We start from the raw sequence: 21,403 nt of genomic DNA, 5'->3' as shown, positions 1-21,403 counted from the left end.
AGCGCGTCCGAGTCTAGTCGCAATTTGCGAAAAGTCGGAAATCGAATACTGCTGGTAATGGGATCACCTGATGGCATTTTCCCGGACGGGTTAATTTTTGCCAGTAGGTATTCAGGCGAGTGGCAGCAGCACCCGGAATCGGGAGCCCTGCCCGGTGTGCAGCTCGACCCGCCCGCCGTGCGCGTGCACGATCGCCGCGGTGATCGCCAGCCCCAGCCCGGAACCGCCGTTGGCCCGGCTCCGCCCCGGATCGGCCCGGTAGAAGCGGTCGAAGACGTGCGGCGCGTGCTCCGGCGGGATGCCCGGCCCGTCGTCGGCCACCTCCAGCACCGCCACCTCGCCCCCGGTCGGCGGCGCGGTCCCGGCCGCCGCCGCCGGCGCGGATCGTTGCGCCGCGGCGGATTCCCTGGTCAGGGTGATCCGCACCGGGGTGCCCGGCGGGGTGTGCCGCAGCGCGTTGGTCACCAGGTTGGCCAGCACCTGGCGCAGCCGGTACTCATCACCGAGCACCCGCACCGGACCGTCCTTGGCCACCAGGGTGACCTTGCGGTCGGGATCGTGCGCGCGGGCGTCGTGCGCGGCGTCCCCGGCCAGCACCAGCAGGTCCTGCTCGGCGAAGTCGAAGTGCCGCTGCTGGTCGAGCTGGGCGAGCAGCAACAGGTCGTCGACCAGCAGGCCCATCCGGCTGGCCTCGGCCTCGATCCGGCTCATGATCCGGTCCACGTCCGCGCGTTCCGGCGCGCCGCCCTTGCGGTACAGCTCGGCGAAGCCGCGGATCGAGGTCAGCGGGGTGCGCAGCTCGTGCGAGGCGTCCCCGACGAACAACCGCAGCCTGCCCTCGGACTGCTCGCGTTCGCGCAGCGCGTCGCCCAGCCGTCCGAGCATCACGTTCAGCGCCGCGCCCAGCCGCCCGGTCTCGGTGCGCGGATCGCTGTCCGGCACCCGCCGGTCGATCTCCCCGCCCGCGATGCCCTGCGCGGTCTGCTCGATCCGGTTCAACGGCCGCAACCCGATGCGCACCACCGCGGTCGCCGCCGCGGCCATCAGCCCCAGCACCAGCACGCCGACCACCAGTTCGATCACCAGCAGCTGGTTGAGCGTGGCCTCCAGCCCGGCCAGCGAATGCGCGGTGACCACGATGTCCCCGTTGGGGATCACCATCGCCCGCACCCGCCAGTCGCTGCCGCCCGCCTTGTCCGGCACCACGAACGGCCGGTCGGTCCGGCCGCGCAACTCGGCGCGGTTCAGCTCGGGTCCACTGGCGTCGCCGGGCAGGCTGCCCAGGCTGTCCCGCAGATCGCCACCCGGGCTGAAGAACAGCACCCTGGCGTCGGTGGGCAGCTGCCGGTCCGGCCTGCCGTCCTGCGGGCGGTTGCGCGGCGGCGGGCGGTCGTTGCTGAACGGCCGGGCCAGCCCCTGCAACTGTTCGTCCACTTTGGACATCAAGGAGCGGGCGAGCAGCAGCTGACTGGTCACCGCGACCACCGCCAGTCCCAGTCCGGACAGCAACAGCAGCGTCACCAGCAACCGGGTGCGCAGGGTCAGCGGCCGCCTCATCGCGCGCCGGACCTGGGCATCCGCAGGGTGTAGCCGACGCCGCGGATGGTGTGGATCAGAGGTGGATCGCAGAAGTCCAGTTTGCGTCGCAGGTAGCTGATGTAGGACTCGACGATCCGGCCGTCCCCGTCGAAGTCGTAGCTCCACACCCGGTCCAGGATCTGCGCCTTGCTGACCACCTTCTCCGCGTTGGTGATCAGGTAGCGGAGCAGGTTGAACTCGGTGGGGGACAACGTGATCAGCGTGCCGGACCGGCGCACCTCGTGCGCGTCCTCGTCCAGCTCCACATCGGCGTAACGCAGTTTCCCGCTCACCCCGGCCGGTTCGGCCACCGCCCTGGTGCGCCGCAGGATCGCCCGCAACCGCAGCACGACCTCCTCCAGGCTGAACGGTTTGGTCACGTAGTCATCGCCGCCCGCGGTGAGCCCGGCGATCCGGTCGGCCACCCCGTCCCGCGCGGTCAGGAACAGCACCGGCAGTTGTTCCTGTGCCGCCCGCAACCGCCTGGCCAGGGTGAACCCATCCTGATCGGGCAGCATCACGTCCAGGATCACGATGTCCGGCACCACCTCGCGCGCCACCGTCAGCGCCCTGGCCCCGGTGTCCGCGGCGTGCACCTCGAACCCGCTCAGCCGCAACGCGGCCGAGAGCAGCTCCAGGATGTTGGGCTCGTCGTCGACGACGAGCACCCTGGCCGGGCGGGAGGAGTCAGCGGCGTCCACACCACTCAGTCTTCCCGCCCAACCTGGGAGTTGCCTGGGAGCTTGCTGGATGTCCCCGATCAGGTGAGGCAGGAGTACAGCCTCGGCCCGGTGGCCGTCCCGCCGTAGCCGCTCGGATCCACCAGCGTGCAGTTCTGCTCGATCCAGGTGGCCCGACCGGTGGCGCCACCCCGGCCACCCCGACCGCCGGGCCCTTCGCTGAGCACGAACGCGAGCTTGCCCTCGGCCTTCCACTGGCTGAGCTGGTCGACACTGGGCGCGGGATCCCCACCGGAGAACCCGCCCATGCCGATCACGGTGACGTCGCTGTTGATCAGGAACGCGGACGCGCCCATCGACCCGCCCTCCACCGCCAGCACGATCTGGGCACCGCGGGAGTTGGCGTTGGCGTAGTCGAGGATCTTCCGCTGCTCCGCGGTCAACGCGGTGCCCCGCCCGGCGAACCCGCCACCGGGCCCCTGCCGCATCCCGCCCGCCGCGCCGCCGGGAACCTGCCCACCGCCCGGCGATTGCCCATCGTTCGCCGCGCCACCCGGCACCTGTCCGCCGCCCGGCGATTGCCCGCCATTCGCCGCGCCGCCCGGCGATTGCCCACCGCTCGCCGCGCCGCCCGGCGATTGCCCGCCGCCCTGCGCACCGCCCGGCGGCTGTCCATCGGCTCCGGGCGGCAACGCACCCTGCCCCGCGCCACCGGGCCGCGCCCCACCCCGCCCGCCAAACCCGGCCGTGGCCGGTCCAGCCGTCGGATTGGTCCCGTTCATCGCCCCGGCCGTGCTCGCGAACGCCTTCTCCGCCGACCACACCGCGGGCGTCAGCAACAACCCGGCCACCGCCGCGACCGCGCCCACCCGCCGCACCAGCACACCCCGCGGCAGCCGCCCGATCAGCAACGCCAGCACCGCGATCCCGCCGGAAACCGCCACCGCCCACCGGGTCCACCCCTGCCAGCCGGTGTCCCGCGAGGTCAGCGCGAACGCCCAGACCGCGGTCCCGCCCACCGCCCACGGCAGCAACAACCACAGCAACCCGGTCGGTTCCCGGTACCGCCGCCACAACTCGCGCGCACCGGCCGCGGACACCGCCGCCACCGCGGGCGCCAGCATCGTTGTGTAGTAAGGGTGGAACGTGCCCTCGGCGAAGCTGAACACCGCCCCGGTGACCAGCAACCAGCCACCCCACAGCACCCAGCCCGCGCGGACCTGCCCGCTCACCCCGCGCCGGAACACCGTCACCGCGACCAGGATCAGCACCACCGCGCACAACGGCAGCAGCCAGCTGATCTGCCCGGCGATCTGGTCGTTGAACATCCGCAACGGCCCGGCCGTGCCACCGAACCCGCCGCCACCCATCATGCCGCTGGGCACCTCGGCCCCGGCAGGCGGCGTGCCACCGAACTGCCCGCCACCCGCGCCACGGCCGAAGATCCGGCCCAAACCGTTGTACCCCAACACCAGATCCAGCGCGGTCCCGTCCGTCGACCCGCCGATGTAGGGCTTCTCACCCGGCCACAGGTCCACCACCGCGACCCACCAGAACGAGGAGACCACCAGCATTCCCGCCGCCGCGAAGAGATCCGCGATCCGCCGCCGCACCGTGCCGATCCCGGCCACCAGGTACGCGGCCAGGAACACCGGCACCACGATCCACGCCTGCAACATCTTGGTCAGGAACCCGCAGCCGATCAGGAACGCCGCCAGCAGCAGCCACCTGGTCGTGCTCCCGGCCGGGATTCCGCGTTCCACCGCCCTGGTGAGCGCGTAGGCCGCGGCCACCAGCAACAGCACCAGCAACGTGTCCGGGTTGTTGTCCTGGTTGATCGCCACCGTGATCGGCGTCAGCGCGAACACCAGCGCCGCCAGCAGCGCGACGTTCTCGCCTGCCCAGCGTCGCACCGTGCGGTGCAACAGGAACACCGCCGCCACCCCGGCGATCACCTGCGGCAGCAACACCGCCCAGCCACTGTAACCGAGAATCCACACCGACAGCACCTGCGGCCACAGACCCATCGGCGGCTTGTCCACGGTGACGACCCCGGCCGGGTCGAAGGAGGCGAACAGGAAGTTGGTGAAGCTCTGCGACATCGACTTCACCGCGGCCGAGTAGTACGCGTTGCCCCAGCCGGCCGAGCCGAGCGCCCAGCCGTAGAGCACGGCGGCGAGCACGCAGATCGCGAGCAGCGCCCACGGTCGCCAACGAGTCCTGGTCATGCCGATTTCTCCTTGCCATCACGGAAGACCCAGCTGCGCAGCACCACGAACCGGGCCGCCGTGCCCAGCACCGAGGAGCCCAGCAACACGCTGACCTCCAGCCAGCGCGAGGGATCCGGATCGGTGGCGTGCAACGCGAGCAGCGCCCCCGAGGTGAGCGCGTAGTACAGCGCGAAGACCAGCAGCCCCTGCAGGTGCACCCGGCGTTTCGACCCGCTCCAGCCGAGGAAGGTGAACCGCCGGTTGGCCTCGGTGTTCAGGATCGTGGTCAGGGTGAGCGCGAACAGGTTGGCCAGCAACGGATCCAGCCAGCCGCGGAACAACGCGTACAGCGCCGCGGTGGCCACAGTGGACAGTGCGCCGATCAGCCCGAAGGACACCAGCTGCCACAGCAGCCCACTGTCCCGCCGCCCGAGCACCGCGTCCGGGTGGATCGGCGCGGGCTCCGGCCGCCGGGGCAGGTTGTCCACAGTGGCCGTTCCCCTCGCCTTGGCCCTGGCCACCCTGAGCAGCCCGCGCACGTCCTCCCAGGCCGTCCGCGCGATCCGCACCCGGCTGTCGGTGTCCTCGACCCAGTCCACCGGCACCTCGTGCACCCGCAACCCGTTGTGCTCGGCCAGCAACAGCAGTTCGGTGTCGAAGAACCAGGAGTTGTCCGCGACCTTGTCCAGCAGCGGCCGGATCACCTCGGCCCGCGCCGCCTTGAACCCGCACTGCGCGTCGGAGAACCGGGCGCCGTGCGCCAGCCGGATCAGCGAGTTGTAGCCACGCGAGATCAACTCCCGCTGCGGCCCGCGCACCGTGCGCGATCCCGCCGCCAGCCGGGACCCGATGGCCAGGTCGGAGTGCCCGTTCACCAGCGGCGCGACCAGCGGCAGCAGCGCGTCCAGGCCGGTGGACAGGTCCACGTCCATGTACACCACCACATCGGCGTCACTCCAGCCCCACGCGGTGCGCAGCGCCAGCCCCCGGCCCTTCTCCTCCAGCCGCAGCACCCGGATCCGCGAGGACGCCTCGGCCAGCCGCCCGGCCACGGTGAGCGTGCCGTCGGTGCTGGCGTTGTCGACCACGGTGATCGTCCAGTCGAACGGGAAGTGCGCGCTCAGGTAGGCGTGCAGCACGTGCAGGCAGCCGGGTAACGCCTTCTCCTCGTTGAACACCGGCACCACGATGTCCACGCTCGCGGTCCGCTGCCGCTCCGGACGTTCAGCACGGGGTCCGGCGCCCCTGGTCACGGCCGCACCACCCATGTCGATCACCAACCCTCCACGCCACGGCCGCGTTTCTCGCGACCGGTGTCAGGTATGGCCGCCGGATGTGCGAGGAGCCTGGACCGAGCCTGGGAGGGAGCTGGGAGCGGCGGAGTTCGATCGATCGGCTTACCCTGTCGGGTGATGAGCACCGAGACCACGCCCGCGAACCCCGCCGCGCCCCGCCGTCTGCCGCTGACCCTGCTGGTGGCCGCGGTGCTGCTGGTGCTGGACCAGCTCACCAAGCTGTGGGCGGTGGACGCGCTCACCGGCCAGGCCCCGATCCCGGTGATCGGGGAGTTCATCCGCTTCCGGCTGCTCTACAACCCGGGCGCGGCCTTCTCCCTTGGCGCCGACTCGACCTGGGTCTTCGCCATCCTCAGCGGGGTGGCGGTGATCGCGCTGGTGTGGATCGCGGTGCGGGTCCGCTCCACCGGCTGGGCACTGGCGCTGGGCCTGCTGCTCGGCGGCGCGAGCACGCACCTGCTGGACCGGCTCTTCCGCGATCCCGGCTTTGCCCGCGGCCACGTGGTCGACTTCATCGACTACAACGGCTGGTTCGTCGGCAACGTCGCCGACATCGCGCTGTTCTTCGGCGCGGTCGCGCTGCTGGTGCTCAGCTTCCGCGGGGTCAACCTGGACGGCAGCCTGGAGCGGGACAAGAAGGCCGAGGACGCCGCGGCCGAGTAGCTCAGCCGCCGCTGCGTGCCTGGCCCAGCTGCTGCCGCCCGTAGAAGGTGGACAGCAGCAACATCGCCGCCCCCGCCGCGACCAGGTCCTGCGCCAGGTCGGACACGCTGACCTTGACCGGCTGCCACTCCGGCGAGCGGATCTGGGTCTGCAACGCGCGCTCGATCTCTCGTACGTAATATTCCCGGCCCGCGTCCACCGCGCGCCCGGCCAGCACCACCTGGTCGATGTCCAGCAGGTTCACCAGGTCCGCGATCGCGCCGCCGAGCAGCCGGGCGGCCCTGGTCAGCTCGGCCCGCGCCACCATGTCACCGGCCGCCGCGTCCGCGCACAGCCGCTGGAACTCCGGCAGCACCTCGGGGCTTATCGGCGAGGGCGCTCCGCCGGTGCCGCGCCTGCGGCGCACCCTGGCCAGCACGGTGGCGGGGGAGCAGAGCACCTCCACACAGCCGCGCCGCCCGCACGCGCAGTGCGGTCCGGTGGCCTGCAGGGTGGTGTGCCCGAACTCGCCCGCGTTGGTCCGGCTGCCGCGGTGCACCACGCCGTTGAGCACCAGTCCGGCGCCGATGCCGGTGCCGATGTAGACCAGCGCGGCCTCGGACAGGCCCTCCGCGCGCCAGCCCTCGGCCACGATCGCGGTGTTGGTGTCCTTGTCCAGGATCACCGGCAACCCGGTCAGCCGGGCCACCCGGTCCCGCAGCGGCACGTCCACCCAGCCGGGCAGGTGGGTGGCCTGGTGCACGACCCCGGTGTGGTGGTCCAGCGGGCCTGGACAGCCGATGCCCAGGCCGAGCAGCCGTTCCTGCGGCACCGAACCGCTGTTGACCATGCCCAGCGCGTGCTGGGCGAGCAGCGGGATCACCACGTCCGGGGTGGGTTCGGCAGGCAGCGGCACCCGGCGGCGCTCCAGCACCGTGCCCGCCAGGTCGACCAGCACGAACCGCAGCTCGTCCCGGTCCACGTGCGCGCCGAGGGCGAACCGGGCCTCGGGCAGCAGCCGCAGCAGCGTGCGTGGTTTGCCCACGGTCGGCGCGGCCTGACCGGACTCGGCGACCAGGCCCTCCTCCATCAGCCTGCCCACGATCTTGGACACCGCCTGCGCGGTCAGCCCGGTGCGCTGGGCGATCTCCACCCGGCTCAGGCCCTCGGTGCCGCGGATGAGGTCGAGCACGAGCGTGCTGTTGTGTCCGCGCAGCGCGCGGAGGTTGGCGCCGCTCGCAGGCGGTCGCGGGGTCGACGGTTCGGACATCAGTTTCAGATCATGACACCTTGCTGTTAATCAACAGTGTTGTTTTAATCAGGATATGGTCTCCACAGACGACTTGCGTGTCGGGGTGCTGGGCTACGGCATCGCAGGCGCCGTGTTCCACGCCCCACTCATCGCCGCCACCCCCGGCCTGCGGCTGAGCGCCGTGGTCACCGCCAACCCGGAACGCCGGTCCGCACTGCGTGCCCGGCACCCGGAAGCCAGGGTGCTCGACTCCGCCGAGGACCTCTTCGCCGCCAGGGACGAGTTCGACCTGGTGGTCGTGGCCACGCCCAACCGCACCCACGTGCCGCTCGCGCTGACCGCGATCGAGGCCGGGTTGCCGGTGGTGGTGGACAAGCCGTTCGCGCCCAGCGCCGAACAGGCCCGTCTGCTCGCCACCCGTGCCTCGGCCGCCGGGGTGCCGCTCACCGTGTTCCAGAACCGCCGCTGGGACAACGACTTCCTGACCCTGCGCAAGCTGCTCGACCAGGGGCGGCTGGGCCGGGTGCACCGGTTCGAGTCCCGGTTCGAGCGCTGGGCGCCGACCCCATGGGACAACTGGCGCGAGCTGCCCGGCGCCGAGGAGGCTGGCGGCATCCTGTTCGACCTCGGCGCGCACCTGGTCGATCAGGCGTTGCAGCTCTTCGGTCCGGTGACCTCGGTCTACGCCGAGCTGGGCCAGGTCAGGGCCGACGTCCGGGTCGACGACGACGCCTTCGTCGCGCTGACCCACCAGGACGGCACCCGCTCGCAGCTGTGGATGAGCGCGCTGGCCGCGCAGCTCGGCCCGCGCTTCCGGGTGCTCGGCGACCAGGCCGGGTACACCAAGTTCGGCCTGGACCCGCAGGAGGACGCGATGGCCGCGGGCGGCCTGCCAGGTTCACCGGGTTGGGGGACCGAGGTTCAGTCGGCCTGGGGACAGTTCGGCGTCGGCGCGGAGTCGGTGCGGCTGGAGACCGAGCCCGGCGCCTACCAGGACTTCTACGCCGCGGTGGTCGCGGCGCTGCGCGAGGACGCGCCGCTGCCGGTCCAGCCGGCCGAGGCGATCGCCGCGTTGGAGATCATCGAGGCGGCCAAGCGGTCCGCCGAAACCCGCGAGCCCGTGGTGGTGACGGCATGACCAGCCCCTGGACCCTGGACGAGCTGACCGAGCAGGAACTGGACCTCCAGTTCGACCGCTTCGACAACGACACCGCGTGGGAACTGGGCTCCCAGCTCGTCGCCGCGGCGCGGGCGGCCGGACTGCCGGTGGTGGTGGCCATCCACCGCAACGGCCAGCGGCTCTTCCACGCCGCGCTGCCCGGCACCTCCGCGGACAACGACGCCTGGGTGGAGCGCAAGGCCAGGGTGGTCGCCCGGTTCGGGCACAGCTCGTTCCTCATCGGCGAACGCTGCCGGGCCAAGGGCAGCACCTTCGAGGAGACCATGCGGCTGGACCAGGACACCTACGCCGCGCACGGCGGTTCGTTCCCGGTGACGGTGCGTGGTGTCGGTGTGGTGGGTTCGGTGACGGTGTCCGGACTGCCGCAGGTGGAGGACCATCGCTTCGTGGTGGCCCAACTCACGGAGTACTCCCGGTTGGCGAAAAGTACTCACTCCATGTGACTAGTAGAACGGCGTCCCATCCGTTCGATTGGAGGATGTGCCCCGCCGCGATCCACGAGCTATAGTTACTGAGTCTCAGCGCGATGGTGGTTCACACCGCCAAGATCATGAGACCTTAGAGCCCCGAGGCCGGACCCCCAGCGGCCTCGGGGCTCTCTCTTGTCCGGGGTCAGCCCGCGATCTTGGCCACCAGCTCGTAGGACCGCAGCCGGTCGGCGTGCTCGGCCACCATGGTGGTCACCATCAGCTCGTCCGCCGCGGTCTCGGCCAGCAGTTTCTCCATGCCCGCGGCCACCTTCTCCGGGCCGCCGATGATCTGACTGGCCAGCCTGGCCTCGACGAACTCCCGCTCCATCGGCGAGTACGGGTAGTCAGCGGCCTCCTGCGCGGTCGGGATCAGCCCGGGACGGCCACTGCGCAGCCGCAGGAAGGACAGCCCGCCCGGACCGGCCAGCCAGCGTGCCTGCTCATCGCTGTCCGCGGCGATCACCGAGGCGCAGACCATGGCGTAGGGGCGGTCCAGCTCGGCCGATGGCCGGAAGTTGTCCCGGTAGAGCCGCAGCGCGGGCAGCGTGTTCTCCGCGCTGAAGTGGTGCGCGAAGGCGAACGGCAGCCCCATCAGCCCGGCGAGCTGGGCCGAGTAGCCGCTGGAACCCAGCAGCCACAGCGGCGGCCGGTTGCCGGGGGCGGGCACCGCGCGCACCGCGGGCTCCGGCTGGCCGGGCGCGATCTCGTCGAAGTAGTGCGTCAGCTCGGTGAGCTGCTCGGGGAAGTCATCGGCGGACAGCGGCGCGGTGGAGCGGCGCAGCGCGTGCGCGGTCCGCGGGTCGGTGCCCGGCGCGCGGCCGATGCCCAGGTCGATCCGGCCCGGGTAGAGCGCCTCCAGCATGCCGAACTGCTCGGCCACCACCAGCGGCGGGTGGTTGGGCAGCATCACCCCGCCGGAGCCCACCCGCAGGGTCTTGGTGACCGCGGCCACCTGGCCGATCAGCACCGCAGGGGCGCTGCTGGCCACCCCTGGCATGTTGTGGTGCTCGGCCAGCCAGAACCGGTGATAGCCCAGCTTCTCCGTCTGCGCGGCGAGGTCGAGGGTGTTGCGCAACGCGACCGAGGCGGTGGAGCCGTTGGTGACGGTCGCGAGGTCGAGCACGGACAGCGGAACAGAACGAGACAGGGCCATGTTCGACATAACGCGAACGAAGCCCGGCTGCTTCCCGGCAATCGGTTCCCTTGGCGTATTTACAGTCACGCCCTGACTGTCTAGACAGTGGGCATGGCCCCTGAGTCGCCCAGCCGACGCACCTTCCTGACGGCCGCCCTCACCACCGCGGCCGCCCCGTTGATCTTCCCAGCGGGCGCCGCCCAGGCCGCCCCGGAGACCTCCGCCGCTGGTGGCGGGCCGGTCGACCGGGAACTGAAGGCCCTGCTGCGGGAGATCGACCCGAAGCGGATCGAGGCGAACGTGCGCACCCTCGCCGCGTTCGGCACCCGGCACACCCTGTCCAGCCAGGACGACCCGAAACGCGGCATCGGCGCGGCCAGGGACTGGCTCTTCGCCGAGCTGAACCGCTACGCCGCGACCGCAGGCGGCAGGCTGACCGTGGAACTCCAGTCCTACATCCAGCAGCCCGACCCGCGCATCCCGGTGCCCACCAAGATCACCAACGTGCTCGGCACCCTGCGCGGCAGCGGCGCGGGCAAGCGCACCTACGTGGTCGCCGGCCACTACGACTCCCGGGCCTCCGACGTCATGGACGCGGTCAGCGACGCCCCCGGTGCCGACGACGACGCCTCGGGCGTGGCGGTGGTGCTGGAACTGGCCCGGATCATGTCGAAACGGCCGATCGAGGCCACGGTGATCTTCGCCGCGGTGGCGGGGGAGGAGCAGGGCCTGCACGGCTCCCGGCACCTGGCCAGGCAGCTCAAGGCGGCGGGCGCGGACGTGCAGGGCATGTTCACCAACGACATCGTGGGCAGCAGCACGGCCGATGACGGCAGCAGGGACCCGCGCACGGTCCGGCTCTTCGCCGAGGGCGTGCCCACCTCGGAAACCCCCGAGCAGGCCAACATCCGCCGCTCGGTCGGCGGTGAGAACGACTCGGCCACCCGCCAGCTGGCCAGGTACGTGCGAGCGGTCGCCGGCGAGGACGTCACCGGCATGAACGTCCGGGTGATCCACCGCAGGGACCGCTACCTGCGCGGCGGCGACCACATCCCGTTCCTGGAGCTGGGTTTCCCGGCGGCCCGCTTCACCGAGCCGAACGAGGACTTCGCGCACCAGCACCAGGACGTCCGGGTGCAGGACGGCAAGCAGTACGGCGACCTGCCCGAGTTCTGCGACTTCGACTACATCGCCCGCGTGGCCAAGGTCAACCTGGCCACCCTGTGGTCCCTGGCCCAGGCGCCCGGCACCCCCACCGGCGTCGGCATCCTCACCCAGGCCCTGACCAACGACACCGAACTGGTCTGGCAACGCGGCCAGGAAACGGACCTGGCCGGGTACGAGATCCTCTGGCGGGAGACCACGGACACCTGGTGGACCCATGTGGTGCCGGTGGGCGATGTCACCCGGGCGACGGTCAAGCGGTCGAAGGACAACGTGTTCTTCGGAGTGCGCGCCGTTGACCGCTCCGGACGTCACAGTCCAGTGGCTTTTCCGTTGCCAGTGCGCTAAGTGGGCCCGGAAAACCCACTCGCGGAGCGTGCGGACACGTACACCCGATGTAAGGACTAATAGGGTGGATGTCGTCAGCTTCGGGTGAAGTGGGGATGGAGGGGTTCGTGGACGCGGTCGTCCAGCTGGTCGGCTCGCTGTTGTCGGCGCTGCACCGCCTGTTCGGCTTCGCGGTCTGCCCAGGTGACTGGGCCTGGACCGTCACCGCCGCCGGCGTGGTCTTCGGCCTGCTGCCGCCGCTGGGCGCGGTGTGCGTGGCCCTGCTGCGGCACGGCATCGGCAACCGGTACACCCCCGCGACCACCATCCCGATCGCCCTCTTCGGCCTGCTGAGCACCCTGGTGCTGCCCTGGATGGCGTTCACCGCGACCGACCGGATCATCACCGCGGCCGCCCGCGGCGTCCCCACCGGCGGCCTGTCAGCCGACCTGGGCGGCTTCGGCCGCGACTTCTGCCTGCTGGGCACCCAGGGCCAGTACCTGGCCAACGCCCCGGAGGCGGCGGACGCCCTGTTCAACCCGGGCGGCGCGACCAGCTGGCTGGGCGCCATCGGCTACATCATCCTGCTCGGCGTGCTGCCGGTGCTGATCCTGCTGGCAGTCGTCTTCCAGAGCCTGCTCGCCTTCCGCCGCGGCCCCAAGTGGCCGGCCTGGCTGTTCTTCCGCCTGCCGTTCGTGCTGCTCGCGGTCCTGACGGTCCCGCTGAGCGCCAGCATCCTCGGCCACCTGTGGCTCGGCTTCCTGCCGACCTCGATCGCGGGCATCTTCGCCGTGATGCTGATCGGCTCCCCCCGGCGTTCGGTGATCAGCCGCTCCGAACGTGACCCCGAACCAGCCGAAAGGCGTCAGTTGGAACCCCGCAAACCCCTGCCGCCCCCCAAACCCAAGCCCCTCGCGGAACCAGTCCGCCCGGCGTCCAACCAACTGCCGAGAAAACCCAGCACCGCACCCCCCAACCCCACCCGCATCGACCCGGCAGTACGCCTGGCCGAACCAGTAGCGGCCACCAAGGTGACGAACAACCCCGCCGCGGCCCCAGTAGCCACCCACCGCCCCTCAACCCAGTCCCCCCAGCCCCGCCCGGCCCCAGGCCGCCAGGGCGCCCCCCACTCCGCGGGCCAGCCCGCGCCCCCCACGGTCGTCACCGGCCAGAACGCGCCCAAGACGGCCGCCGGTCAGGGAACTCCCACCGTGGTCGCAGGCCAGGGCACTCCCACGGTGATCGCAGGCCAGGGCAAGCCCAAGGTGGCCGCGGGCCAAGAGCCCCCCACCGTGGTCAGAAGCCAGGAACCCCCCACGGTCGTCCGGAGCCAGGAACCCCGCACCGTGGTCACCGGCCAGGAACGCACGGTCATCGCAGGCCACCAGTCCCCAAGCGCGGCCGCAGGCCAGCAGCCCCCCACCACAGCCGCAGGCCAGCAGCCCAAGGCCGCCGCCCAGCACCTACCGCCGACCCTGGTCGCCGGTCAACCCCCCGCGACCTCCGCGGGCCAGCACGGCCCGACCAACACCCCCGGCCAGCCCGGCATGCCCAACCTGCCCGGCCAGTCCGGCGGGCCCAACCAGCCTGGCCAGTCCAACGCCCCCGGCCAGTCCGGCGTCCCCAACACCCCTGGACAGCCCGGCCAGTCCAACCTGTCCGGCCTGCCCAACCCCGCCGGCCAACCCAACGCCGCGGGTCAGCAGCCCCCGCCCAACGCCACCGGCCAGCCCCCACTCCGTCCCCCCATGGTCGCCACCGGCAAGCCCCCGACCCTCAAGGCCCCAGCCGCCGCCCTCGCCAACACCCCCGGCCCCCTGCCCGCCTTCCTGGGCGGCGCGGCCGGAGCCGCCGCGGCCGGAGTCGCGGGCGCAGGCCGGATGCCCTCCGGCGCCACCCGCACCACCCCGGTGCTGCCCCGCGGCGGCGTCTGGCACCCCGCGGGCGGCCGGTTCCGCAGGCTGCGCAAACTCGGCGCGGGCGGCTTTGGCCAGGTCTGGCTCGCCATGGACACCAGCCTGGGCCGCACCGTCGCGGTGAAGCTGGCGCACGCCCCCGACGCCGAGACCGAGCAGCGCATGCTCCGCGAGGCCCGCGCCCTGGCCGCCGTCCGGCACCCGAACTGCGTCCGGGTCTACGACGTCGTCGAGGAACCCGACGGCCTGGCCATCGTCATGGAGTACATCGAGGGCGGCACCCTGGCCGACGCGGTGCACAACGACGGCGTCGTCGACGATGTCTCCGCCGCCCGCCTGTGGGCCACCATGGCAGGCGCCCTGGCCGACGCGCATGAGCAGGGTGTGCTGCACCGTGACGTCAAACCGGCGAACGTGGTCCTCGACGAGGGTGGCACCGCCCACCTCATCGACTTCGGCATCGCCCGCTCCAAGGGCGACAGCACCCTGACCGCCACCGGCATGATGATGGGCACCCCGGACTTCATCGCCCCCGAGGTCGCCGCAGGCGCGTCCGCCTCCCCGGCCGCCGACGCCTGGCAACTCGCCGCCACGGTCAGCTACGCCCTGGCCGCCCACCCGCCCCGGGGCGTCTTCGAGACCCCGGTCTCGGCCCTGATGGCCGCAGCCAAGGGCACGCCCTGCACGCACCTGCCCCAGCACAGTGCCCACCGCCACCTGCTCGCGGCGGCCCTTGACCCGGATCCCCGCCGCCGCCCCACCCTGGCCGTGGTGAAGACCGAGGTCTCGGCCTGGCTGATGCGCCACGGCGCGGTGATGGACGGCCCGGTCTCCACCACCGTCATGCCCCGCGCCACCGCCGCCAACACACCACCGCCCAAGTACAAGCCGTAGCCCACCCGGACAAGCGAGGGCTCCACACCTGACCACCAGGTGTGGAGCCCTCGCCCGGTCCACCACCACAACGCCGCAGGCCGCTGCCGCACGTTCCCGTGCGGCCCGGCACCGCACCGACCGCCTGCCTGCCGAGCCCGACGAACTCGCACAGCCCGCACAGCCCGCACAGCAGCGTGCCGCGCCCCCAGCCGGGAACGCGGCACGCGCGGCAATACCTCAGCTCAGGGCACCAGCTGCTGGCGGTAGTAGCGCAGTTCCTCGGGACTGGCCACCCGACGCTGCCCAGGCAACGGCCCCGGCATCGGACCCGGCAACGACCCTGGTCGCGGGCCCGGCAACGGCGGCTCGACCACCGGCGGCGGCGCGGGCGAATCCCCGCGCACCACCACGGGCGCGAGCAGCTCGACCGACCGCAGCAGCGCGGTCACCGCCAGCACGATCAGCACACTCGCCGACTGCGCGGCGGCCATCGCGATCTCCGTCGCCGTCGCGTCCACATCGCCGTACCGCACCAGGAACCAGCCGGCCGCGACCACCGCCGCGACCCAGCCCAGCACCAGCCCGAGCGGACCCGGCCGGTACACCGCCCGGCGCGCCTTGCCCAGCGCCAGCAACAGGCCCACCGCCAGGCAGCACACCGTGGCCGCGAGCAGACCGGCGCCGAGCGTGTCGCTCAGCCGATGCCAGCCCGCCTCCATGGTCGCCGTCGACACCGACGCCACCCACAGCGCGCCCGGCACCGCCGCCAGCACCCGAAGTCTGCTGGGCAGCACCACCAGCAAGGCCAGCACCAACGCCATGGCCAGGCTGACGTGACCGCTCGGGAAGCTGTTGTGCGAGGGCAACGGCCCGGTCTGCAACCGCGGCCGCTCCAGCAGCGACAACTTCAGCACCTGCGAGGCGGCCACCGTGAGCCCCATGCCCACGACCGCGGCCAGCCCGGCCCACCAGCGCCGCCCGACCAGCGCCACCAGGATCACGCCGACCACCGCGCCGATCAGCAACGGACGGTCGTCCATCACCTCGAGCAGCCCGGAGTTCCGGTCGCGCAGCCACCCCGTCCCGCGCCCGCCCGCGGCCAGCACCTCGTTCTCCCAGCGCTGCCCTTCCCGGGTGCGCACGAACTGCAGGTAGGTGGCTATGAAGGCGAACAGGAACAGTGGCACCGACAGTGCGATCCGCCAGGCAGCGGCAGGGCTGGTCGAGGAGGGACGCATGCCTACACCGTCCATCCGCGATGTATCAGCCGTGCCCGTGGCACGTCATGGTTCTGTCACAGACCAATTGCCTCCTAGGTCGTCTCTCGTCGGAACACCAGGTGCAGCACCCGCAACGCGATCACCGAGCTGATCACCAGCAGGTTGTAGCCGAACACGTGCAGCAGGCTGATCCCGTCGGCCACCATCGGACCGGCCGTGGTGCTCAGCAACAACACCGCCATCAAGCCGGTGGTCGCGGTCAGCACGGTGAGCAGCACCTGGTTCAGGAACCCGCGCAGCACTCGCCGATCCCGCTCATCGGCGAACAAACGCACGTTCAGCCCGAACCGCCCGCGTTCCATCGCGCCGGTGATCCGCTCCAGCCGCCGCGGCAGCCTGCGCAACACCGGCAGCAGCGCCAGCAACTCCTGGCTCGCCGCCTCCTTCACCGAGGACGGCCGCAACGCCGCGCTCACCTTGTCCGTGGCGAAGGAACGCGCCTCCGCCACGATGTTGAACCCGGGCGCCAGCGCCGCCAGCGTGCCCTCCATCGTGGCCAGCGCGCGGAACACCGCGGCCACCTCCGGCGGCACCGTCAGGTCATAGGTGGCGATCAACCGGAACAGATCGGTGAACATCTCCACGTCCGGCCGCATGCCCGGACCCAGGTGCCGGGCCATGAACTGCCCGACCGCGCGCTCCAGCGCGGACTCGTCGATGTCATCCGGTCTGCTCACCACCTCCAGCAGCGCGTCGGTCATCGCCGCGGGATCGCCGCGGTCGATGGCCAGCAACAGGTTCTGCACCGCGCCCCGGAGCTGACCGTCGAGCCGCCCGACCGACCCGAAGTCCAGCAGTCCGAGCCGGCCGTCGGCCAGCGCGAGGATGTTGCCGGGATGCGGATCCGCGTGGAAGACCCCGTCCACCATCACCTGCTGCAGCAGGCACCGCAGCAACGCCCTGGCCAGCTCCTGCCGATCGGTCTCCACCGGCAGCCGCCCGCTCAGCGGCACCCCGTCGAGCCGTTCCATCACCAGCACCCGTGCACTGCACAACTGCTCGTGCAGCACCGGCAGCCGGATCCCTGGATCGCCGCCACGCACCGCGGCGGCTGCCTCCACCGCGGCCATGTTGCGCGCCTCGATGCGGAAGTCCAGCTCCTCCCGCAACGCGTCGGCGAACCCCTTCGCCAGCTCCACCACACCCAGCGCCCGGCCCCAGCGGGTCCTGGCCTCCAGGGTGCGGGCGAGCCGGTCGACGATGTCCAGGTCGCGTTCGACCACCGGCCGGATGCCGGGCCGCTGCACCTTCACCACGACCTGCTCGCCGGAGCGCAGCGTGGCCCGGTGCACCTGCGCGATCGAGGCCGCGGCCAGCGGTTCCCGGTCGAACTCGGCGAACACCTCCTCCGGCACCGCACCCAGCTCCGCCACCAGCACCGACTCGACCTCGGCCCACTGCGCCGCGGCGACCTGGTGCTGCAACCGGCTCAGCTCGGTGATGAACTCCGCCGGCAGGATGTCCCGCCGGGTGGAGAGCACCTGCCCGAACTTCACGAACGTGACCCCGCCGTCCTCCAGCGCCAGCCACAGCGATCTGGCCAGCTTGGACTGCCCCTGCGGCACCGATCTCCGGCTGCCGCGCAGGTAGGGGCTGAGCCCGTGCCGGAAGGCGATCCGGCTGATCTGCGAGTACCGCCGCGCGCGCCCGAATCGGCGCCGCAGTCCACGCAGCCAGTCCACCGGACCCGGCACCGAGCCCGTTGGCACCAGCACCTCGGCCAGTACCAGCAGCACCATCGGCACCAGCACCGCCAGCCCGATCCAGACGGTGATCAGCGAACCCTTGCTGTCCGCCTCGAACAGCACCCGCGCCAGCGGCGGGATCAGGGTCAGCCCGATGACCGCGGCGATCACCGCCCGCACCAGACCCACCCGGAAGCCCAGCAGTCTTCGCAGCACGATCACGAAGGCCACCAGGACCACCAGGTAGCTGGCCGGGGCGAGTACCAGACTCAGGAACCAGTTGTCGTCCATCGCCTCCGGACGCTACCCAGATTTCCGGGCCGGTCCGAACAACGTGATCATCACCCTGTCCCTCGGGTCGGTGACGAAATTGGCTGCATAGCGTCACCTCAACGGAGTTGGGAAACGCTGATCAGCAACGACTTCGGCCCGCAAGATCACCAAAGACGTGTTCAGATTCCGCTGTGCGCGGAACCGGCACCAGGTCCTCCGGCCGCTCCGCACTGGCCAGGAACCGCAACAGCTCCCGGGCCACGTTGTCGTTGCGGCGGAAGGAAGGCGCGTTGGTCCGCGGCCGCGCGAACGCCGCCACTGACCGGCCGTTGGTGTGCGCGCCGAGGGCGAACCGCCGTTGGTGCGCCCGCCCGTCCCGGTCCAGCACCCGCGCGTCGTCCCCGCGGACCAGCAACAACCCGGTGTTGTGCCCGAAAGCCCCCTCGGCCAGCACCTCCTCGGCGCCGTCGCCGTCCTGCACCAGCCTGCGCAGCAACTCGGCACCGCTGCGCCGCGCGTTCGCCCTGGGCAGCCGCGCCTCGATCAGCCCGCTCGCGGTCAGTTCCTCGGTGACCCCGGCGCTGCCCGCCACGAACCGCCCGCGCTCGGCATCCGCCCGCACCCACATGTCCGGCCCGAGGAACCGCAGCACCCCGGCCCTGGACAACGCCAGCAACTGCTCCAGCCGGTCACCCGGCGGACCGCTGGCGTAGAAGCTGAAGAACCCGGCCCACCACCCGTCGAACTCCTCGACCTGCGAACGCGCCGACAACCGCCCGCTCTCCAGCAGCCGTGGCAGCTGCCCGTACACCGACAGCAGGGCCAGGAACGCGCCGAGATCGGCGGAGAACGCCGGATCCGACCGCCGCGCCAGGTCCTGTTCCACGTAGTCATGCAGGTAGCCACCCAGGTCGGCGAACCGGTCGAAGCTCATCCCGCGCAGCGGCCGGTCCAGCGTGGCCAGGTCCAGCCGGTCCGCCTTGGCCGGCACCGCCCGCGCCACCAGGTCCCGCATCCGCTGTCCGAGGAACTCCAGCTCGGCGAAATGCTCGGCGAACTCCGCCCAGTCCATCGCGACCTTGTCCGGGTGCCCGGTGAACAGCTCCCGGTAGTACCCCCAGCCGATCTCCTTGGCCATCGCGGGCCACACGTCCCGGCGGAACTCCAGCCGGCCCGGCTGGGCCAGCAGCCCGTCGATGGTGTTGGCGTCGAAGAACTTCGGCAGTTCGGGTGACTCGCCCTGCAACCGGTAGGTGGTCTTCGCGTGATAGGGAACCCCGCGCCGCGAGCCGACGTACAGCACCGGCTCCTGCCCCGAAGGCAGGTATCGCAGACCGTCCCCGACCGGCTCGAACCGGCCGCCCCTGCCCTCGGTCAGCAACACCATGAGGTCGATGAACGCCTGCCCGAACCCACGCATGACAACCGGTTCACCAGCCGGGATGGCCGAGAGATCGGCGTCGGCGGAGTACTCGGGCGGCAGGTAGGCCAGCCCGTGCTCGGTGGCGAAGTCGGCCAGCCGCCGCTGTTCCGGCTCTGGCTCGGCGTCCAGGTGGCCGAGCGCGAGCACCACCGCGTCCGCGGCCAGCGGCGCCACCCGGTCGGCCAGCCAGACCTGCTGGGCCTGGTCGCAGTTCCCGGTGACCGCGGTGGCCGTGGTCGCGTGCACGTGCACCGTCACCGAGTCCGGAAGTCGCCTGATCGTGTGACGGAAGAACCACTCCAGATACTTGCTCTGCACCTGGCGAGTCGGAAAGTCATTGCCGCGCAACGACATCAGCTCAGCATCCAGCTCGACGCCGGTGATCTCGCCGGCACGCACCGCGGTCGCCCACTCGGCGAGTGAGGGTCCGGGGCGCACCGGCCCCTGACATCGCACCGACTCGTCGGTGAACATCGTGACGTCCTCGGCCATCGAGTTCATCCGCAGCAGTGGTGACTGCGCGTGCCGCCACACCCGTCCGGGGCCAGGCGGAAAGGGATCGACCAGGTGAATCTCCAGCGGTCCAGTGCGCAATTCCTCGGCCGCGTCCAGGTTGGCGCTGATCCGCTCCAGCAGACCGGCCCCGTTCGGACCGGCGCCCACGATGACGACCACAGCTGGCCTCGGCATGCCAGATCTCCTTGCGAGAAGAGGGGAACGCGAGGCCACGGCGGCGCGCGTCGGGAGAAGGTCAGGCAGGTGGAACGCCGGAGACGGCGGTGTCATCACGCGGGACGCGCCCCTCAACGCGTCCGGGCACTTCGATCGTGCGCAGCAGCTCACGCGGTGTCAAGGAAACCCGGCCGGGGCGTCCACCCTGTGGGCAGGTGTTGACGCGGTGAAGTCCTTGCGGTTCCGTGGATCCCGTGCTGGTGCGTCCGCCGCTCGTGACCCGCGACCACATCGACTTCGGTCGAGTGTGGTCCAGCTCGTGTCGTAGCTGACCGCCTTCTCCGGTCGGCACACGCTCTCGCGGTCCACCCCTCAGCCCGGACCCCGGCGCCGATCGGCTCCTCGCCCGTCATCACGCGTCCTCACCAGCACCGGTCATCGCGGCCGGTCGACGCCGCGCGCCCGCGTCACCAGCGCCCGCGCGCCAGAGAGGTCCGACCATGCCTGTGGAGTTCCTGGGAATCGGTGGCACCAACGACGGTTCGGAGACCGCGCCGCGATCCGGCGCCTCCTTCGACCCGGAGTACACGCTCAAACTCGCCCGCGCGCACGAGGAACACGGCTGGGACCGGGTGCTGTTCGCCTACGGCTCAGGTTCACCCGATCCAGCGCAGGTGGCCGCCTTCGTCGCCACCAAACTGGACACCCTGCAGATCCTGCTGGCCCATCGGCCGAACGTCTCCTACCCGACGTATGCGGCCAAGACCTTCGCAACCCTCGATCAGGTGGCGAATGGTCGCCTGACCGTGCACTTCATCACCGGCGGCAACGACCGGGAGCAGGGCCGGGAGGGCGACCGGCTCACCAAGGACGAGCGGTACAGCCGGACCAGGGAGTACATCCAGATCGTCAAGCGGATCTGGACCACCCGCGAGGCGTTCGACCACCACGGCGAGCACTACCGGTTCGACGACTTCGTCAGCGACGTCTTCCCGGTGCAGCTGCCCAGGCCGAACGTCTCCTTCGGCGGCTCCTCGCCGGCGGCCTACGCGGCCGGCGGCGCCGAGGCCGACATCTACTGCCTGTGGGGCGAGCCGCTCGCGCAGACCGCCGAGCAGATCCAGGCCGTGCACGCCGCGGCCAGGGCGGCGGGCCGCGCTGACCTGCCACGCATCCAGGTCGCCTTCCGGCCGATCATCGCGCCGACCGAGGAACTCGCCTGGGAGAAGGCGTACCGCACGCTCGAGGTGATCAAGCAACGGCGCGAGGGCGGCAACGCGCTGCTGCGCCGCCACCACACCGACGCACCGCAGAACGCGGGCTCACAGCGACTGCTTGCCGTCGC

At 71.5% G+C, this 21,403-nt stretch carries 15 protein-coding genes (1 of these 15 running past the window's edge); 6 read left to right on the top strand and 9 right to left on the bottom strand.

Features of this window, described 5'->3' with window-relative positions; all coding sequences use genetic code 11:
* Positions 1–111 precede the first annotated feature (111 nt).
* From HNR67_RS38705 to HNR67_RS38690, 4 genes are read right to left on the bottom strand one after another with little or no spacing between them, the layout of a single operon-like run.
* Positions 112–1,557, bottom strand: a complete 1,446-nt coding sequence (locus tag HNR67_RS38705; protein WP_185008254.1) for a sensor histidine kinase — start codon at positions 1,555–1,557, stop codon at positions 112–114.
* Positions 1,554–2,279 (bottom strand): response regulator transcription factor, encoded by a 726-nt coding sequence (locus tag HNR67_RS38700; RefSeq protein WP_185008252.1) that lies wholly within the window; start codon positions 2,277–2,279, stop codon positions 1,554–1,556. Before HNR67_RS38700 ends, HNR67_RS38705 begins: the two co-directional genes overlap by 4 nt.
* A gap of 59 nt (positions 2,280–2,338) precedes the next feature.
* Entirely contained in the window at positions 2,339–4,486 is a 2,148-nt protein-coding gene (locus tag HNR67_RS38695; RefSeq protein WP_185008250.1) for an ArnT family glycosyltransferase, read from the bottom strand.
* Complete coding sequence (locus HNR67_RS38690) at positions 4,483–5,736, bottom strand: bifunctional glycosyltransferase family 2/GtrA family protein (RefSeq protein WP_185011618.1); 1,254 nt, start codon at positions 5,734–5,736, stop codon at positions 4,483–4,485. The genes HNR67_RS38695 and HNR67_RS38690 overlap by 4 nt, the downstream gene beginning before the upstream one ends.
* Positions 5,737–5,880: 144 nt before the next feature.
* On the opposite strand from HNR67_RS38690, the gene lspA reads away from it, so the two are divergent.
* On the top strand, positions 5,881–6,426 hold the full coding sequence (lspA, locus tag HNR67_RS38685; RefSeq protein ID WP_185008248.1) for a signal peptidase II: 546 nt from the start codon (positions 5,881–5,883) through the stop codon (positions 6,424–6,426).
* Between the two features lies 1 nt (position 6,427).
* Here lspA and HNR67_RS38680 read toward each other — a convergent pair whose 3' ends face one another.
* Positions 6,428–7,675: an ROK family protein gene (locus HNR67_RS38680; RefSeq protein WP_185008246.1), complete on the bottom strand. Its 1,248-nt coding sequence runs from the start codon at positions 7,673–7,675 to the stop codon at positions 6,428–6,430.
* A gap of 55 nt (positions 7,676–7,730) precedes the next feature.
* Between HNR67_RS38680 and HNR67_RS38675 the strand changes: the two genes are divergently transcribed.
* Positions 7,731–8,795 (top strand): Gfo/Idh/MocA family oxidoreductase, encoded by a 1,065-nt coding sequence (locus HNR67_RS38675; protein WP_185008244.1) that lies wholly within the window; start codon positions 7,731–7,733, stop codon positions 8,793–8,795.
* The gene (locus HNR67_RS38670; RefSeq protein WP_185008242.1) at positions 8,792–9,280 is read left to right on the top strand and encodes a heme-degrading domain-containing protein; all 489 of its coding nucleotides are present in this window, start codon (positions 8,792–8,794) and stop codon (positions 9,278–9,280) included. The genes HNR67_RS38675 and HNR67_RS38670 overlap by 4 nt, the downstream gene beginning before the upstream one ends.
* 169 nt (positions 9,281–9,449) lie before the next feature.
* Here the strand turns inward: HNR67_RS38670 and HNR67_RS38665 are convergent, their stop codons facing one another.
* Positions 9,450–10,469 (bottom strand): LLM class flavin-dependent oxidoreductase, encoded by a 1,020-nt coding sequence (locus HNR67_RS38665; RefSeq protein ID WP_185008241.1) that lies wholly within the window; start codon positions 10,467–10,469, stop codon positions 9,450–9,452.
* 84 nt (positions 10,470–10,553) lie between these two features.
* On the opposite strand from HNR67_RS38665, the gene HNR67_RS38660 reads away from it, so the two are divergent.
* Both HNR67_RS38660 and HNR67_RS45370 read left to right on the top strand, forming a co-directional pair.
* Positions 10,554–11,954, top strand: coding sequence for a M20/M25/M40 family metallo-hydrolase (locus HNR67_RS38660; protein WP_185008239.1), 1,401 nt, complete (start codon positions 10,554–10,556; stop codon positions 11,952–11,954).
* Between the two features lie 107 nt (positions 11,955–12,061).
* Entirely contained in the window at positions 12,062–14,743 is a 2,682-nt protein-coding gene (locus HNR67_RS45370; RefSeq protein WP_312989073.1) for a serine/threonine-protein kinase, read from the top strand.
* 224 nt (positions 14,744–14,967) lie between these two features.
* On the opposite strand, the gene HNR67_RS38650 is transcribed toward HNR67_RS45370, so the two are convergent.
* From HNR67_RS38650 to HNR67_RS38640, 3 genes are all read right to left on the bottom strand, one after another.
* A complete protein-coding gene (locus tag HNR67_RS38650) occupies positions 14,968–15,963 on the bottom strand; it encodes a phosphatase PAP2 family protein (protein WP_185008237.1) in 996 nt (331 codons plus the stop codon).
* 74 nt (positions 15,964–16,037) lie between these two features.
* The gene (locus HNR67_RS38645) at positions 16,038–17,981 is read right to left on the bottom strand and encodes an ABC1 kinase family protein (RefSeq protein ID WP_185008235.1); all 1,944 of its coding nucleotides are present in this window, start codon (positions 17,979–17,981) and stop codon (positions 16,038–16,040) included.
* Positions 17,982–18,102: 121 nt separating this feature from the next.
* Positions 18,103–20,076, bottom strand: coding sequence for an FAD/NAD(P)-binding protein (locus HNR67_RS38640; RefSeq protein WP_185008233.1), 1,974 nt, complete (start codon positions 20,074–20,076; stop codon positions 18,103–18,105).
* 482 nt (positions 20,077–20,558) lie between these two features.
* Here HNR67_RS38640 and HNR67_RS38635 point away from each other — a divergent pair, with 482 nt between their 5' ends.
* Positions 20,559–21,403, top strand: the 5' portion of a protein-coding gene (locus HNR67_RS38635) for an LLM class flavin-dependent oxidoreductase (RefSeq protein ID WP_185008232.1). 265 nt of this gene lie beyond the right edge of the window; the window shows 845 of its 1,110 coding nt (coding positions 1–845); it begins with the start codon at positions 20,559–20,561; its stop codon lies off the right edge, out of view.

The organism is Crossiella cryophila (assembly GCF_014204915.1).
GTDB lineage: Bacteria > Actinomycetota > Actinomycetes > Mycobacteriales > Pseudonocardiaceae > Crossiella > Crossiella cryophila.
Note: the sequence above shows the minus strand (reverse complement) of the source record. Positions and strands in the feature narration are given on the sequence as shown.

Excerpts from the sequence above, each read along its gene's own strand:
- HNR67_RS38705 (WP_185008254.1), bottom strand. The coding sequence starts at position 1,557 with ATGAGGCGGCCGCTGACCCTGCGCACCCGGTTGCTGGTGACGCTGCTG.
- HNR67_RS38695 (WP_185008250.1), bottom strand. The coding sequence starts at position 4,486 with ATGACCAGGACTCGTTGGCGACCGTGGGCGCTGCTCGCGATCTGCGTG.
- HNR67_RS38690 (WP_185011618.1), bottom strand. The coding sequence starts at position 5,736 with ATGGGTGGTGCGGCCGTGACCAGGGGCGCCGGACCCCGTGCTGAACGT.
- lspA (WP_185008248.1), top strand. The coding sequence starts at position 5,881 with ATGAGCACCGAGACCACGCCCGCGAACCCCGCCGCGCCCCGCCGTCTG.
- HNR67_RS38680 (WP_185008246.1), bottom strand. The coding sequence starts at position 7,675 with ATGTCCGAACCGTCGACCCCGCGACCGCCTGCGAGCGGCGCCAACCTC.
- HNR67_RS38675 (WP_185008244.1), top strand. The coding sequence starts at position 7,731 with ATGGTCTCCACAGACGACTTGCGTGTCGGGGTGCTGGGCTACGGCATC.
- HNR67_RS38670 (WP_185008242.1), top strand. The coding sequence starts at position 8,792 with ATGACCAGCCCCTGGACCCTGGACGAGCTGACCGAGCAGGAACTGGAC.
- HNR67_RS38665 (WP_185008241.1), bottom strand. The coding sequence starts at position 10,469 with ATGTCGAACATGGCCCTGTCTCGTTCTGTTCCGCTGTCCGTGCTCGAC.
- HNR67_RS38660 (WP_185008239.1), top strand. The coding sequence starts at position 10,554 with ATGGCCCCTGAGTCGCCCAGCCGACGCACCTTCCTGACGGCCGCCCTC.
- HNR67_RS38650 (WP_185008237.1), bottom strand. The coding sequence starts at position 15,963 with ATGCGTCCCTCCTCGACCAGCCCTGCCGCTGCCTGGCGGATCGCACTG.
- HNR67_RS38645 (WP_185008235.1), bottom strand. The coding sequence starts at position 17,981 with ATGGACGACAACTGGTTCCTGAGTCTGGTACTCGCCCCGGCCAGCTAC.
- HNR67_RS38640 (WP_185008233.1), bottom strand. The coding sequence starts at position 20,076 with ATGCCGAGGCCAGCTGTGGTCGTCATCGTGGGCGCCGGTCCGAACGGG.